This window comes from Streptomyces sp. LN549 (assembly GCF_043203805.1).
GTDB lineage: Bacteria > Actinomycetota > Actinomycetes > Streptomycetales > Streptomycetaceae > Streptomyces.
Genome location: NZ_JAZHRI010000002.1, coordinates 2082546 through 2097140, shown reverse-complemented (window position 1 = coordinate 2097140; position 14595 = coordinate 2082546). Strand labels below are relative to the sequence as shown.

The 14595-nt window shown below is 71.7% G+C and carries 14 protein-coding genes; 8 read left to right on the top strand and 6 right to left on the bottom strand.

The window, feature by feature from the left end; genetic code table 11:
• Positions 1–3: 3 nt before the first annotated feature.
• Positions 4–507, top strand: a complete 504-nt coding sequence (locus SH922_RS09225; RefSeq protein ID WP_393056806.1) for a PH domain-containing protein — start codon at positions 4–6, stop codon at positions 505–507.
• Between the two features lie 98 nt (positions 508–605).
• Entirely contained in the window at positions 606–2084 is a 1479-nt protein-coding gene (locus SH922_RS09220; RefSeq protein ID WP_393063503.1) for a PH domain-containing protein, read from the top strand.
• 6 nt (positions 2085–2090) lie between these two features.
• On the opposite strand, the gene SH922_RS09215 is transcribed toward SH922_RS09220, so the two are convergent.
• The 6 genes from SH922_RS09215 to tkt all read right to left on the bottom strand — a co-directional run bounded on the left by SH922_RS09215 (position 2091) and on the right by tkt (position 9109).
• On the bottom strand, positions 2091–2450 hold the full coding sequence (locus SH922_RS09215; protein WP_393056804.1) for a VOC family protein: 360 nt from the start codon (positions 2448–2450) through the stop codon (positions 2091–2093).
• A 79-nt stretch (positions 2451–2529) separates the two neighbouring features.
• Positions 2530–3315 (bottom strand): 6-phosphogluconolactonase, encoded by a 786-nt coding sequence (gene pgl, locus SH922_RS09210; protein ID WP_393056802.1) that lies wholly within the window; start codon positions 3313–3315, stop codon positions 2530–2532.
• Positions 3312–4334 carry a glucose-6-phosphate dehydrogenase assembly protein OpcA gene (opcA, locus tag SH922_RS09205; protein ID WP_393056800.1) on the bottom strand — a complete coding sequence of 341 codons (1023 nt, stop codon included), beginning with the start codon at positions 4332–4334 and terminating at the stop codon, positions 3312–3314. Before opcA ends, pgl begins: the two co-directional genes overlap by 4 nt.
• Positions 4331–5863, bottom strand: coding sequence for a glucose-6-phosphate dehydrogenase (zwf, locus tag SH922_RS09200; RefSeq protein WP_393056798.1), 1533 nt, complete (start codon positions 5861–5863; stop codon positions 4331–4333). Before zwf ends, opcA begins: the two co-directional genes overlap by 4 nt.
• A gap of 5 nt (positions 5864–5868) precedes the next feature.
• Positions 5869–6987, bottom strand: a complete 1119-nt coding sequence (tal, locus tag SH922_RS09195; RefSeq protein WP_393056796.1) for a transaldolase — start codon at positions 6985–6987, stop codon at positions 5869–5871.
• 34 nt (positions 6988–7021) lie between these two features.
• The gene (gene tkt / locus SH922_RS09190; RefSeq protein ID WP_393056794.1) at positions 7022–9109 is read right to left on the bottom strand and encodes a transketolase; all 2088 of its coding nucleotides are present in this window, start codon (positions 9107–9109) and stop codon (positions 7022–7024) included.
• Between the two features lie 468 nt (positions 9110–9577).
• On the opposite strand from tkt, the gene SH922_RS09185 reads away from it, so the two are divergent.
• From SH922_RS09185 to SH922_RS09160, 6 genes are all read left to right on the top strand, one after another.
• Entirely contained in the window at positions 9578–10531 is a 954-nt protein-coding gene (locus SH922_RS09185; protein WP_393056792.1) for a heme o synthase, read from the top strand.
• Between the two features lie 93 nt (positions 10532–10624).
• Complete coding sequence (locus tag SH922_RS09180; RefSeq protein WP_219570174.1) at positions 10625–10981, top strand: hypothetical protein; 357 nt, start codon at positions 10625–10627, stop codon at positions 10979–10981.
• Between the two features lie 232 nt (positions 10982–11213).
• Positions 11214–11972: an SDR family NAD(P)-dependent oxidoreductase gene (locus SH922_RS09175; protein ID WP_393056789.1), complete on the top strand. Its 759-nt coding sequence runs from the start codon at positions 11214–11216 to the stop codon at positions 11970–11972.
• Between the two features lie 40 nt (positions 11973–12012).
• Positions 12013–12756, top strand: coding sequence for a FadR/GntR family transcriptional regulator (locus SH922_RS09170; protein ID WP_393056787.1), 744 nt, complete (start codon positions 12013–12015; stop codon positions 12754–12756).
• Positions 12753–13898 carry a galactonate dehydratase gene (dgoD, locus tag SH922_RS09165; RefSeq protein ID WP_393056785.1) on the top strand — a complete coding sequence of 382 codons (1146 nt, stop codon included), beginning with the start codon at positions 12753–12755 and terminating at the stop codon, positions 13896–13898. The genes SH922_RS09170 and dgoD overlap by 4 nt, the downstream gene beginning before the upstream one ends.
• 49 nt (positions 13899–13947) lie before the next feature.
• Positions 13948–14589 carry a bifunctional 4-hydroxy-2-oxoglutarate aldolase/2-dehydro-3-deoxy-phosphogluconate aldolase gene (locus tag SH922_RS09160; RefSeq protein ID WP_393056783.1) on the top strand — a complete coding sequence of 214 codons (642 nt, stop codon included), beginning with the start codon at positions 13948–13950 and terminating at the stop codon, positions 14587–14589.
• Positions 14590–14595: the final 6 nt, after the last annotated feature.

The following is a 14595-nucleotide window of genomic DNA, read 5'->3' as shown; positions in this document are numbered from 1 at the left end:
CCCGTGGCCACGGGGGAGGGGGCGGTACGGCTGCGGGCCCCGGCCCACATGCCGGACCCGCGGGCGGTCGGCTGGTGGCGGGCGCAGTGGCTGCTGCTGACGGCGATGCCGGTGGTGGTCCTGGCCGTGCTGGGCGCGTTCATCGCATCCGCCCGGTTCTGGCTGCTGCTGGCCGCCGCGGTGCTCGCGGTCCTCGGCATCGGCTGCGCCGTCCTCGTCCCCCTCTGGTGGTTCCGCACCCATCGCTGGGAGGTCACGGACGAGGCGGTGTACGTGCGGACCGGGGTGCTGTGGCAGGAGTGGCGGATCGCGCCGATGTCCCGGATCCAGACCGTGGACACCGTGCGCGGCCCCCTCGAACAGCTCTATCGGCTCGCCACGGTCACCGTCACCACGGCCTCGTCCAAGGGCGCGGTCCGGATCGAGGGCCTCGACCACGAGCTGGCGGCAGAGCTCGCCGAGCGGCTGACCCGGATCACCCAGGACACCCCCGGGGACGCCACGTGAGCAGGGCGGACACCGCCCCGGACGCCACCGCCCCGGACGGTACGGGTGACCGGGGCGGGTCGTCCGCCGTCGAATGGCGCCGCCTCGACCGGCGCACGGTGCTGGCCACCGGCCTCGTCACGGCGGGCGTGGCGGCCGGAGCAGCCGTGCCGACCACGCTCGGGCTCTCCGGACGGTTCGGGTTCGCCGCCGCCGTCGCATGGGTGCTGGCGGGCGCGGCCCTGCTGATCGGCGGCAGCGCGGGCGCCGACTACGTACGGTGGCGCCGCACCCGCTACCGTGTCGGCACCGACCGGGTCGAGCTCCGCACCGGCCTCCTGCTGGTGAGGAAGCGCTCCCTGGCACGGGAACGCATCCGCAGCGTCGACCTCACCGCCCACCTGCTCCAGCGCGTCCTCGGCCTGGTCACCGTCCGGATCGGCACCGGTGAGCACAACGGTGACGACTCCACCCTCGAACTCGACCCGGTCCTGCGCGCCGAGGGCGAACGGCTGCGCCGCGCGCTCCTGGAACGAGGTCCGGCCGAGGCGTCCGGCAGCCACCGCGAGGGCGAGCTCGTCACGCTCGACCCGCGCTGGATCCGCTACGCACCGGTCTCGTTCGTCGCCCCGGCCCTCGGTGGCGCCGCGGCCGGAGCCGTGATGCAGGTCAGCGACTGGTTCGGGGCACAGGGCCAGGTCATCGAGTGGGTCGGCGACCGGTACCGGCACTCCTCCCTGCTCTCCGTGATCCTGCTCCTCGTCGTGGCCGCAGCGCTGGCCGGCGTCGTAGGAGCACTGGGGCTCTGGGTCGAGATGTGGTGGAACTACCGCCTCGAACGCGAACCGGGCGGCACCCTGCGCATCCGCCGCGGACTGCTCACCTCCCGGTCCGTCTCCATCGAGGAGCGCCGGCTGCGCGGGGTCGACCTCGTCGAGCCGCTCGGTGTCCGGCTGCTGGGCGCCGCCCGGGTCGACGCCATCACCACCGGACTGGCCAAGGACGACGAGGAGCAGCGCGGCGACCACAGCACCCTGCTGCCCGCCGCGCCCCGGCCGGTCGCCGACGAGGCAGCAGCCGCCGTGCTGCGCGAGAAGGTGTCCCCGACCGGTGCCCCACTGACCGCGCATCCGCCCGCCGCGCGGGGCCGGCGCCTGCGCAGGGCGTACTGGGCGGTCCTGGTGCCCGTCCTGGTCCTGGCGCTGCTCGGCGCCCTGCTGACGCCCGTCCTGCTGTGGACCGCGCTCGGCTGCGCCGTCGTGGGGCTGCCTGTCGGGGTGCTCCTGGCGCGCGACGCGTACCGCAGTCTCGGCCACGCCCTCAGCGGCGGCTACCTGGTGACCCGTTCGGGCACCCTGCGCCGCTCCACCGCCGCTCTGGAGCGGGCCGGGGTGATCGGCTGGACGGTCGGGCAGTCGTACTTCCAGCGACGGGCCGGGGTACTGAACGTCACCGCGACGACGGCCGCCGGGGCGGGGGCGTACACGGTGTACGACGCCGACGCGTCCGAGGGCCTCGCCTTCGCGGCCGAGGCCGTCCCCGGCCTGCTGGAACCCTTCCTGGAGCGGGCCCCGGCAGCGGAGCCGGCCGGGGAGTGAGCCCGGTCAGCCGTGCGTCGTGTCGATGACGCAGAAGCGGTTGCCCTCGGTGTCCGCGAGGACCACGAAGTCCGGGTCCTCGGGATACAGCTTCCAGCCGGTCTCCCTGGCGCCGAGCGCGAGCAGCCGTGCCACCTCGGCGTGCTGGTCCTCGGTGTACAGGTCGAGGTGGACCCGGGGGACCTCCTGCACCGGGACATCGCTCCGGCCCAGGGAGACCCCCGCCCCCGGCCCCTCGGCCGGGACCAGCACCACCCAGTCGTCCTTCAGCGGCTCGCGCTCGACGTAGCCGAGCGCCGCCTTCCAGAAGTCCGCCGCGCGCCGTACGTCCGACGCGCCCATCACCACGCTTCCGATGTGCAGCATGGACCGAGCCTTTCACGACGCAGGCCCGGTCCGCTCCGAGGAGCGAACCGGGCCTGCGTGCAGTACCGCTGACGGCCGTTCAGGCCGAGGCCGGCGGGTACAGGGCGCGCGGCAGCTGCGAGGCAGCCGCCGCGTCCAGCAGCCACAGCGTGCGGCTTCGGCCGTACGCACCCGCGGCCGGGGCCTGGATCTCCCCGGCCCCCGACAGGGCGATGGCCGCAGCCTCCGCCTTGTCCTCGCCCGCCGCGAGCAGCCACACCTCGCGCGCCGACCGGATGGCGGGCAGCGTGAGCGAGACGCGGACGGGCGGCGGCTTGGGCGCCCCGTGCACACCGACGACGGTGCGCTCGGTCTCCCGTACCGCGGGCAGCTCGGGGAAGAGCGAGGCGACATGGGTGTCGGGGCCGACACCCAGCATCAGCACGTCGAACACCGGCACCGGTCCGTGGTCCTCCGGACCGGCCGCGGCGGCCAGTTCGGTGGCGTACGAGGCCGCCGCCGCATCGACGTCCTCGCCGTACGGCCCGTCCGACGCGGGCATCGCGTGCACCCGGGACGGGTCCAGCGGCACCGAGTCCAGCAGGGCCTTGCGGGCCTGCGTGACATTGCGCTCCGGGTCGCCCTCCGGCAGGAACCGCTCGTCGCCCCACCACAGGTCGAGCCGCGACCAGTCGACCGCGTCCCGGGCGGGTGCTTCGGCGAGTGCGGCCAGCAGGCCGTTGCCGTTGCGACCGCCGGTGAGTACCACCGAGGCGTGACCGCGTGCGGCCTGGGCGTCCACGATCTTCGTGATCAGCCGGGCAGCCGCGGCCTGCGCCATCAGCTCCTTGTCGCGGTGCACGACGAGCTGCGGGACGACGCTCACTTCGACGCCGCCTTCTTCGCGGGTGCGGCCTTCTTGGCGGCGGGAGCGGCGGGCGCGGCCGACGACGCGGACGCGGCAGCCTTGGGCTTCGCCGCCTCCCCGAGCCGTTCCACGCCGAACTTCACCGCGGACTCGTAGGTGTTGTCCGGGTCGAGCCGGCGCAGCTCCTCGGCGAGCAGCTCCGCGGTCTCCCGGCGCTTGAGCGCCACCGCACGGTCGGGCTGTCCCACCATGGAGAGCGTGGCCAGCGAACCGTCGGCCCGGTCCAGCACGATCGTGCCGGACTTGGTCTCCATCCGGACGGCCGTCAGACCGGGGCCGCCGGACATGGTGCGCTCGACCGGAACCTGCAGCCGGTCCGCGAGCCACATGGCCAGCAGCTCGCAGCTCGGGTTCTCGGACTCGCCCTCGACCGTCGCCGAGACGACGTCCACGGCCTGCTGGTCGAGCGCGGCCGCCAGCATCGAGCGCCAGGGCGTGATGCGGGTCCAGGACAGGTCGGTGTCCCCGGGGGTGTACGACTTGGCGCGCACCGCCAGTTCGTCGCTCGGGTGCTCCGCCGAGTAGGCGTCCGTGATCCGGCGCTGGGCGAGTGCGCCGAGCGGGTCCTTCGCCGGATCGGCGGGCGCGGCCTCGGGCCACCAGACCACGACCGGGGCGTCCGGCAGCAGCAGCGGCAGGACCACCGACTGGGCGTGGTTGGCCAGTTCGCCGTGGAGCCGGAGCACCACGGTCTCACCGGTACCCGCGTCGGAGCCGACCCGGACCTCGGCGTCCAGCCGGGCGTCGCGCCGGCTGCGCGGCGAGCGGCTGACCCGCTTGATCACCGCGATGATCCGCGAGGGGTGCTCGCGCGAGGCGTCGCCGGCCGACTTGAGAGCGTCGTAGGCGTTCTCCTCGTCGGTGACGATGACCAGGGTGAGCACCATGCCGATCGCCGGGGTGCCGATGGCACGACGGGCCGACACCAGCGCCTGGTTGATCTTGCTGGAAGTGGTTTCCGTGAGATCGATCTTCATGGCCGGCGCCAGCTCCGTCCGTCTCGTGCGAGCATCTCGTCCGCCTCGGCCGGGCCCCAGGTGCCCGCCGGGTACTGCGCGGGCTTGCCGTGCTTGTCCCAGTACTCCTCGATCGGGTCGAGGATGTTCCAGGAGAGTTCGACCTCCTGGTGGCGGGGGAAGAGGTTGGCGTCGCCGAGCAGCACATCGAGGATGAGCCGCTCGTAGGCCTCCGGGCTGGACTCGGTGAAGGACTCGCCGTAGGCGAAGTCCATCGTCACGTCCCGGACCTCCATCGAGGTGCCGGGCACCTTGGAGCCGAACCGCACGGTCACGCCCTCGTCCGGCTGGACCCGGATGACCAGGGCGTTGCTGCCCAGCTCCTCCGTCGCCCCGGACTCGAAGGGGAGGTACGGGGCGCGCTTGAAGACGACCGCGATCTCCGTGACCCGGCGCCCGAGGCGCTTTCCGGTACGGAGGTAGAACGGCACGCCCGCCCAGCGGCGGTTGTTGATCGTCAGCTTGATCGCGGCGAAGGTGTCGGTCTTCGACTTGGGGTCGATACCGTCCTCCTCCAGGTAGCCGAGGACTTCCTCGCCGCCCTGCCACGCGTGCGCGTACTGACCGCGCACGGTGTGCTTGCCGAGGTCGTCCGGCAGCTCGACGGCCGTGAGCACCTTGAGCTTCTCGGCGACCAGGGCCTTCGGGTGGAAGGAGCCGGGCTCCTCCATCGCGGTCAGCGCCAGCAGCTGGAGCAGGTGGTTCTGGATGACGTCACGGGCGGCGCCGATGCCGTCGTAGTAGCCGGCCCGGCCACCGATGCCGATGTCCTCGGCCATCGTGATCTGGACGTGGTCGACGTAGCTCCGGTTCCAGATCGGCTCGAACATCGTGTTGGCGAACCGCAGCGCCAGGATGTTCTGGACCGTCTCCTTGCCCAGGTAGTGGTCGATCCTGAAGACCTCGTTGGGCGGGAAGACGTCGTGCACGAGCTGGTTGAGCTCCTGCGCGCTCTTCAGGTCGTGCCCGAAGGGCTTCTCGATGACGGCACGCCGCCAGGAACCCTCCTTCTGGTCCGCGAGCCCGTGCTTCTTGAGCTGCTGGACGACCTTGGGGAAGAACTTCGGCGGCACGGAGAGGTAGAAGGCGAAGTTGCCGCCCGTCCCCTGTGCCTGGTCGAGCTCCTGGATGGTCGCCTTCAGGGTCTCGAAGGCCTCGTCGTCGTCGAAGTTGCCCTGGACGAAGCGCATCCCCTGGATGAGCTGCTGCCAGACCTCTTCGCGGAACTCCGTGCGGGCATGCTGCTTGACGGCGTCGTGGACCTCCTGTGCGAAGTCCTCGTCCTGCCACTCGCGGCGCGCGAAACCGATGAGCGAGAAGCCCGGCGGCAGCAGGCCGCGATTGGCCAGGTCATAGACGGCGGGCATCAGCTTTTTACGGGACAAATCGCCCGTGACGCCAAAGATGACCAGGCCCGACGGCCCCGCGATACGCGGGAGCCGTCGGTCCTGGGCGTCACGGAGCGGGTTGGCTCCGGGAACACCAGACAAAGTGGTCAGCCCTCCGAAGGGGCGAGGCGCTTGAGCTCTGCCTCGGTCGAGTTGAGCAGGTCGATCCAGGCGGCCTCGAACTTCTCGACGCCCTCGTCCTCGAGGAGCTGGACGACGTCGTCGTACGAGACACCCAGCTTCTCGACGGCGTCGAGCTCGGCACGGGCCTGCTCGTAGGTGCCGGCGATGCTGTTGCCCGTGATCTGTCCGTGGTCCGCGGTGGCGTCCAGGGTGGCCTCGGGCATGGTGTTCACCGTGCCGGGGGCGACCAGGTCGTCCACGTACAGGGTGTCCTTGTACGCGGGGTCCTTCACGCCGGTGGAGGCCCACAGCGGGCGCTGCTTGTTGGCGTGCGCCTTGTCGAGCGCGGCCCAGCGGTCCGATGAGAAGACCTCTTCGAACGCCTGGTACGCGAGCCGGGCGTTGGCGAGAGCCGCCTTGCCCTTCAGCGCCTTGGCCTCGTCGGTCCCGATCGCGTCGAGCCGCTTGTCGATCTCGGTGTCCACGCGGGACACGAAGAACGAGGCCACCGAGTGGATCTTGGAGAGGTCCAGGCCCGCGGCCTTCGCCTTCTCCAGACCCGCCAGGTAGGCGTCCATGACCTCGCGGTAGCGCTCCAGCGAGAAGATCAGCGTGACGTTGACGCTGATGCCCTTGCCGATGACCTCGGTGATCGCCGGCAGGCCGGCCTTCGTCGCCGGGATCTTGATGAGCGTGTTCGGCCGGTCCACCAGCCAGGCCAGCTGCTTGGCCTCGGCGACCGTGGGGGCCGTGTGGTGGGCCAGGCGCGGGTCGACCTCGATGGAGACCCGGCCGTCCTGGCCGTCCGTGGTGTCGAAGACCGGACGCAGGATGTCGGCGGCGTCACGGACGTCCGCCGTCGTGATCATGCGGATGGCCTCGTCCACGGTGACCTTGCGGGTGGCGAGGTCCGTGAGCTGCTGGTCGTAACCGTGGCCCTGGGAGATCGCCTTCTGGAAGATCGACGGGTTGGTCGTGACACCCACGACGTGACTCTGGTCGATCAGCTCGGCGAGGTTGCCGGAGGTGATCCGTGTGCGGGACAGGTCGTCGAGCCAGATCGCCACGCCCTCGTCGGAGAGGCGCTTGAGTGCGTCTGTCATGAGAATTGCATCTCCTACTAGTCGTATAACGGCGTCAGCGCGTGACGGCGGCGAGAGATTCCCGGGCGGCGGCCGCGACGGCCTCGCCGGTGAAGCCGAACTCGCGGAAGAGGACCTTGGCGTCGGCCGAGGCACCGAACTGCTCCAGCGAGACGATCCGGCCCGCGTCGCCGACGTACCGGTACCAGGTGAGACCGATGCCCGCCTCGACGGCGACCCGGGCCTTCACCGACGGCGGCAGGACGCTGTCCTTGTACGCCTGGTCCTGCTCCTCGAACCACTCGACACACGGCATCGACACCACACGGGTCGGGATGCCGGCGGCCTGGAGCTCCTCGCGCGCCTCGACCGCGAGGTGGACCTCGGAGCCGGTGCCGATGAGGACGACCTGGGCGTCGCCACCCTCCGCGTCGAAGAGCACGTAGCCGCCCTTGACCGCGTTCTCGTTCGCCTCGTACGTCGGCACGCCCTGCCGGGTCAGCGCCAGACCGTGCGGAGCGCCCTTGCCGAACACCTTGGTGTAACGGCGCAGGATCTCGCGCCAGGCGAGGGAGGTCTCGTTGGCGTCGGCCGGGCGGACCACGTTCAGGCCCGGGATGGCGCGCAGCGAGGCCAGGTGCTCCACCGGCTGGTGGGTCGGGCCGTCCTCGCCGAGACCGATCGAGTCGTGCGTCCACACGTACGTCACCGGAAGGTGCATCAGCGCGGACAGGCGCACGGCGTTGCGCATGTAGTCGGAGAACACCAGGAAGGTGCCGCCGTAGATGCGGGTGTTGCCGTGCAGCGCGATGCCGTTCATGGCCGCGGCCATGGCGTGCTCGCGGATGCCGAAGTGGATCGTGCGGCCGTACGGGTCCGCACCCGGCAGCGGGTTGCCCGCCGGGAGGAACGACGACGTCTTGTCGATCGTGGTGTTGTTCGAGCCCGCGAGGTCGGCGGAGCCGCCCCACAGCTCGGGGACGATCTCGCCGAGCGCCTGGAGCACCTTGCCGGAGGCCGCGCGGGTGGCGACGCCCTTGCCGGGCTCGAAGACCGGGAGCTTGTCCTCCCAGCCCTCGGGCAGCTCGCCCGCGGAGATCCGGTCGAACTCGGCGGCGCGCTCCGGGTTGGCGGTGCGCCACGCGGCGAAGGTCTTCTCCCACTCGGCCTTGGCCTCGCGGCCGCGGTCCAGCGCCTCACGGGTGTGCGCGATGACCTCGTCGGCGACCTCGAAGGTCTTCTCCGGGTCGAAGCCCAGCACCCGCTTGGTCGCGGCGACCTCGTCGTCGCCGAGCGCGGAGCCGTGCGAGGCCTCGGTGTTCTGGGCGCTCGGCGCGGGCCAGGCGATGATCGAGCGGGCCGCGATGAACGACGGGCGCCCGGTCTCGGCCTTGGCGGCCAGCAGGGCCTTGTACAGACCTGCCGGGTCCAGGTCGCCGCTGGGCAGCTGCTCGACGCGCTGGACGTGCCAGCCGTACGCCTCGTAGCGCTTCAGGGTGTCCTCGGAGACCGCGGTCTCCGTGTCGCCCTCGATGGAGATGTGGTTGTCGTCCCACAGCAGGACCAGGTTGCCCAGCTTCTGGTGCCCGGCCAGCGAGGACGCCTCCGCGGAGATGCCCTCCTGGAGGCAGCCGTCGCCGGCGATGGCCCACACCATGTGGTCGAAGGGGGAGGTGCCGGGGGCCGCCTCCGGGTCGAACAGGCCGCGCTCGTAGCGGGCGGCCATGGCCATGCCCACGGCGTTGGCGACACCCTGGCCCAGCGGGCCGGTCGTCGTCTCCACGCCCGTGGTGTGGCCGTACTCCGGGTGTCCCGGGGTCTTGGAGCCCCAGGTGCGGAAGGCCTTCAGGTCATCGAGCTCCAGGCCGTACCCGGCCAGGTAGAGCTGGATGTAGAGGGTCAGGCTGGTGTGGCCCGCCGAGAGCACGAACCGGTCGCGGCCGGTCCAGTCCGCGTCGGCGGGGTCGTGCCGCATCACCTTCTGGAAGATGGTGTACGCGGCGGGAGCCAGGCTCATGGCCGTACCCGGGTGGCCGTTTCCGACCTTCTGTACGGCGTCCGCGGCGAGGACGCGGACGGTGTCCACGGCCCGCTGGTCCAATTCGGTCCACTGGAGGTCTGTGGTGGTCGGCTTGGTGCTCACCCTGAGTCAGGGCTCCTCTCCACTGTCGTAAACCGGTGACTGTGACCGCACCGGGCGTTGTCGAGCCTACCCCCGTCCGGACCCGCAATTTCCGGCTGCTTCCAGGGTGCGGGCGGCCCGTCGAATCCGCCTCCCGTATGAGCGCGGAGGCTCACCGATGGGCTCACTCCGATGAGCGTGCGGGCTCACTCCTGAGGCCTCCGATGAGCGTCCCGGCCCACTCCTGAGACCTCTGTCGAGTGCGCCGAAGCACATATGTGCGGGCGGCGTGCGCGCCGGTGCGCGCCTGCGTTCCGCGGGGACGCGCGAGAGCGCTCGCGCATGTGCCGCGGCAACGTCCCGCGCCACATCAACACGACCCCACCCCCGCGAAGGGCGCCCTGTCCCCAACGTCTACAGTGGTCTGGTTCGCGCAAGTCTTTACTGGGCCCTCACGGCCCGGAGCTTGCTGGGATTTCTCTGTCAGGGGTGTGCGTGACGGCCGTCGAGTCCCGACCCGCAGGGGTCGCCTTGACTCCGAGCCCAGGGGGCCATCGCCCATTCGGGGCCCGTGTCAAGGCATTCGTGGCACTGACCAAGCCTCGGATCATCGAGCTGTTGCTGATCACCACTGTTCCGGTGATGTTCCTGGCCGCTCAGGGTGTACCCGACCTGTGGCTCGTGCTCACTACCACCGTCGGCGGATATCTGTCCGCCGGTGGTGCCAATGCACTGAACATGTACATCGACCGCGACATCGACGCGTTGATGGACCGTACGTCGCAGCGCCCGCTGGTCACCGGCATGGTGAGCCCTCGCGAGTGCCTGGCCTTCGGCATCGCCCTCGCGGTGATCTCGACGGTCTGGTTCGGCCTGCTGGTGAACTGGCTGTCGGCAGCCCTGTCGCTCGGCGCCCTGCTCTTCTACGTCGTCGTGTACACGATGATCCTGAAGCGCCGTACCTCGCAGAACATCGTCTGGGGCGGCATCGCGGGCTGCATGCCGGTGCTCATCGGCTGGTCGGCCGTGACCGACTCGATGTCCTGGGCCGCGGTGATCCTCTTCGCCGTCATCTTCTTCTGGACGCCGCCGCACTACTGGCCGCTCTCCATGAAGGTGAAGGACGACTACGCGCGGGTCGGCGTTCCCATGCTTCCGGTCATTGCCTCCAATCGGGTGGTGGCCCGCCAGATCGTCCTCTACAGCTGGGTGATGGTGGCCGTCTCGCTGCTGCTGACCCCGCTGGGCTACACCGGCTGGTTCTACACGGCCGTGGCGCTGCTGACCGGCGGCTTCTGGCTCTGGGAGGCGCACGGCCTGCTGAACCGGGCCAAGGCCGGGGCGACCGGCGGGAAGCTCAAGGAGATGCGGCTGTTCCACTGGTCGATCACCTATGTGTCGCTGCTGTTCGTCGCGGTGGCGGTGGACCCCTTCCTGAGGTAGCACCTCGGTGACCTGCCGACGGGCGGGGAGCGTGGCACAGGCCACGCTCCCCGCCCGTCGCACGTTGGTCTACCCATCGGTAGCATCCTGTGCATGGCAGAGACGGCTGAGACCCAGCAGGTGGACGGCAAGCAGGCGGCGCGCGCGGAGCGCAGGGCGGCCAGGCTGGCCAAGCAGATCGGTGCCTTCGCGAAGGCGCACGGCGGTGCCGAGGGGCAGCTGGCCTACATCGGGCAGATGGGCACCCGCATCGTCCTCGTCGGCGAGGACGGCGGCTGGGGCGATCTCGTCGCCCCCTCGTACGCGGTCGCCGAGAGTGCCGCACAGAAGTCCGGGATCACGATGCACGAGTCCTTCGACGGCGAGTTCGCCGCAAAGGTCCACACGGGCCCGTACGAGTGGACCCGCATGGCCGGCATCCAGATCGGCGGCCCGGCCAACAAGGCCTGAGGGCGGCCGCGCGGGTGCGGCACACACATGACGGCGGAGGCCGGCCGGGCAGGCGCCCGGCCGGCCTCCGCCGTCATGTGTGTGCACGAATGTTGCTTAATTAGTAATTAATCTTGACGGCGTCCCGCTCGCACCGTCACGCTGTGACCAGGCTCCTCCACCATGGCGAGGCCCCGCTGCCGGGCCCCGGCGGCCGACAGCACGCAGATGTCCTGAGGAGTCGATCCGCCTCATGAACGCGCACCCCCGCTTCGCCGGCAAAGTGGCGGTCGTCACCGGAGCCGCCTCGGGCATCGGTGCGGCCACCGCCGGACGACTCGCCGCGGAGGGCGCCGCGGTGATCCTCGCGGACATCGCGGAAGACCTCGGCGAGAGCGTCGCCGAATCCATCCGCGCCGGGGGCGGCCGGGCCCTCTTCGTCCGCACCGACGTCTCCGACGAGGCCGACTGGCAGCGGGCCGTGGCCGCCGCGCACACCTTCGGCCCCGTCGGTGTCCTGGTGAGCAACGCCTACACGGTCGACGTCACCCCCGCCCACGCGATGACCGTCGACTCCTGGGAGCGCCAGCTCGCGGTGAACCTCACCGGAACCTTCCTCGGCTTCCGGGCGGTCCTGCCCGACCTGCGCGCGCAGTGCGGTGCCGTGGTGCTGACCTCCTCGGTCCATGCGCACAAGGGCATCCCGGGACACCCCGCCTACGCGGCGTCCAAGGGTGCGCTGCTCTCCCTGTGCGGACAGCTCGCCGTGGAGTACGGGCCCGAGGTGCGGGTCAACGCCGTGCTGCCCGGACCCATCCTCACCGCGGCCTGGGACCGGGTGACGGAGGAGGACCGGCGCAAGAGCGTCGCCGAGACCGCCGCGGGCCGGTTCGGCACCCCCGGCGAGGCGGCTGCCGCCATCGCCTTCCTCGCCGCCGACGAAGCGTCCTACATCACCGGATCGAGCCTCCTGGTGGACGGCGGCTGGTCCGTCGTCAAGGGCTCCGCCTGACCACCGCCGCACCTCTCGCACAGCAGAAAGGCACACGGACATGACGCCATACGCGCGCCGCGGAGTGCACGGCCAGACCGTGGAGACTCTTGCGCGCCGGGTCCTGAGCGGCGAGATCCCCGAAGGGGCGACACTCGACCTCGTGGCGCTCCAGGGCGAGCTCGACGTCAGCCTGACCGCCCTGCGCGAGTCCCTCAAGGTGCTCGCGGCCAAGGGGATCGTCGACGCGCGCCAGAAACGCGGCACCTTCGTCAGGGCCCGCTCCGACTGGAACCTGCTCGACGCGGACGTGCTGCGCTGGCAGTTCACCGGCGGCACCGGCTCCGGTGCCGACCTGGCACTGCTGCGCAACCTCGGCGAGGTCCGCGGCATCATCGAGCCGGCCGCCGTCCGGCTGGCCGCCGAACGCCGCACCGAGGCGGACCTGGTCGCCCTCGAAGCGGCGATCACCGCGATGGGTGAGCAGGAGGGCGGCGCGGCGCACGCGGTCGAGGCGGACCTCGCCTTCCACCGCGCCCTCCTTGCGGCCACCCACAACGAACTGCTGGAACGCATGGAGGTGGTCATCGAGTCCGGCCTCGCCCACCGTGACGCGATCGTGCACAGCTCCCGGCACGGCGAGGACCCGGTCCCCAGCCACCGGGCCGTCCTGGACGCCGTCCGCGACCGGGACCCGGCCACCGCCGAACACGCCATGCGGGCCCTGCTCGACCAGGCGGTCCGCGATCTCGACCGGGTGCACGGCACCGCAGCTGCCACCGACGAGGGGACCGCGGACCGGTGAGGATCACCCGTGTCGAGACCTTCCTCGTCCCGCCGCGCTGGCTGTTCTGCCGGATCGAGACCGACGAGGGCATCGTCGGCTGGGGCGAACCCGTCGTCGAGGGCCGGGCCGAGGTCGTCCGGGCCGCCGTCGACGTCCTCGCCGAATACCTGACCGGCCAGGACCCGCTGCGCATCCAGGACCACTGGCAGGTGCTCAGCAAGGGCGGCTTCTACCGGGGCGGCCCGATACTCTCCAGCGCCGTGGCCGGCATCGACCAGGCCCTGTGGGACATCGCCGGAAAGACGTACGGCGCCCCGGTGCACGCCCTGCTCGGCGGCCCCGTGCGTGACCGGGTCCGGGTCTACGCCTGGGTGGGCGGCGACGAACCCGCCCGGCTCGCCGAGGAGGTCACCGCCCAGGTCGAGGCCGGCTTCACCGCGGTCAAGATGAACGCGGCGGGCCGTACCTCCGCGCTGCCCACCCCCGCCGGGACCGCCGCCGTCGTCGAACGGGTCGCCGCCGTCCGTGAGGTGCTCGGCCCGGGCCGCGACGTCGCCGTCGACATGCACGGCCGGTTCGGACCCGCCGGGGCCCGCCGGGTGCTGCACGCCATCGAGCCGCTGCACCCGCTGTTCGTCGAGGAACCGCTCCTGCCCGAGCAGGGGCATCTGCTGCCCGCCCTCGTCGGCGCCACCTCCGTCCCCATCGCCACCGGCGAACGGCTCTACGGACGCGCCGACTTCCTGCCCGCACTGACCGCAGGGATCGCGGTCGCCCAGCCCGACCCCTCGCACGCCGGAGGCATCTCCGAGGTGCACCGCATCGCTTCGCTCGCCGAGACCTTCGGGGTGCAGCTTGCCCCGCACTGCCCCCTCGGTCCCATCGCCCTCGCCGCCGCCCTCCAGATCGCCTTCGCCACCCCGAACTTCCTCATCCAGGAGCAGAGCCGGGGCATCCACTACAACAAGGACGCCGACCTGCTCAGCTACGTCGTGGACACCGAACCGTTCCGCTTCGACGCCGGCCACGCCCGGCGCACCGCCCTGCCGGGGCTCGGCATCACCGTCGACGAGGCCGCCGTACGCGCCGCCGACCGTGCCGGACACGCCTGGCGCAACCCGGTGTGGCGCCACGACGACGGCGCCTTCGCCGAGTGGTGAGCGCCCGGCCGGCCACCGCCGTACAGCCGAAGAGGAAGGAAACCCGCACGTGGAACTGCTGACCGCGCTGCGCACCCACCGGATCGTCGCCATCGTGCGCGGCGCCGACGCGGACGCCGCACTCAGGACCGTACTCACCCTGGCCGAGGAGGGACTCCCGCTCATCGAGGTCTCCCTCAGCGGCAGGGACGCGCTCGACGTCATCCGCCGGGCCCGTGCCGCGCTCGGCCCGGCCGCACCGCTCGGCGCGGGCACCGTCCTGACAGCCGAGGACGCGGCCGCGGTACGCGACGCGGGAGCCGACTTCGTCGTCACCCCGGCCGTCTGTGAAGGCGTCACCGAGGCGAAGCGCCTCGGGCTGCCGGTGCTGGCCGGAGTGATGACCCCGAGCGACATCGTCGCCGCGCAGCGGCTCGGCGCCGACGCGTACAAGCTCTTCCCCGCCGCGCAGGCCGGCGGCCCCGGCTATCTCGGGGCGCTGCGCGGGCCGTTCCCGGACGCGCCGTTCGTCCCTGTCGGGGGAGTGGACGCCGAGGCGGCCCGTGACTATCTCGCCCGGGGCGCCACCGCTGTCGGCGTCGGTTCCCCGCTGATCGGCGACGCGGCCGACGGGGGCAGCACCGACGCCCTGCGCGAGCGCACCCGCGCCTTCCTCGACGCCGTACACCTCCCCGCGGGCACCGGGCGATGACCGCGG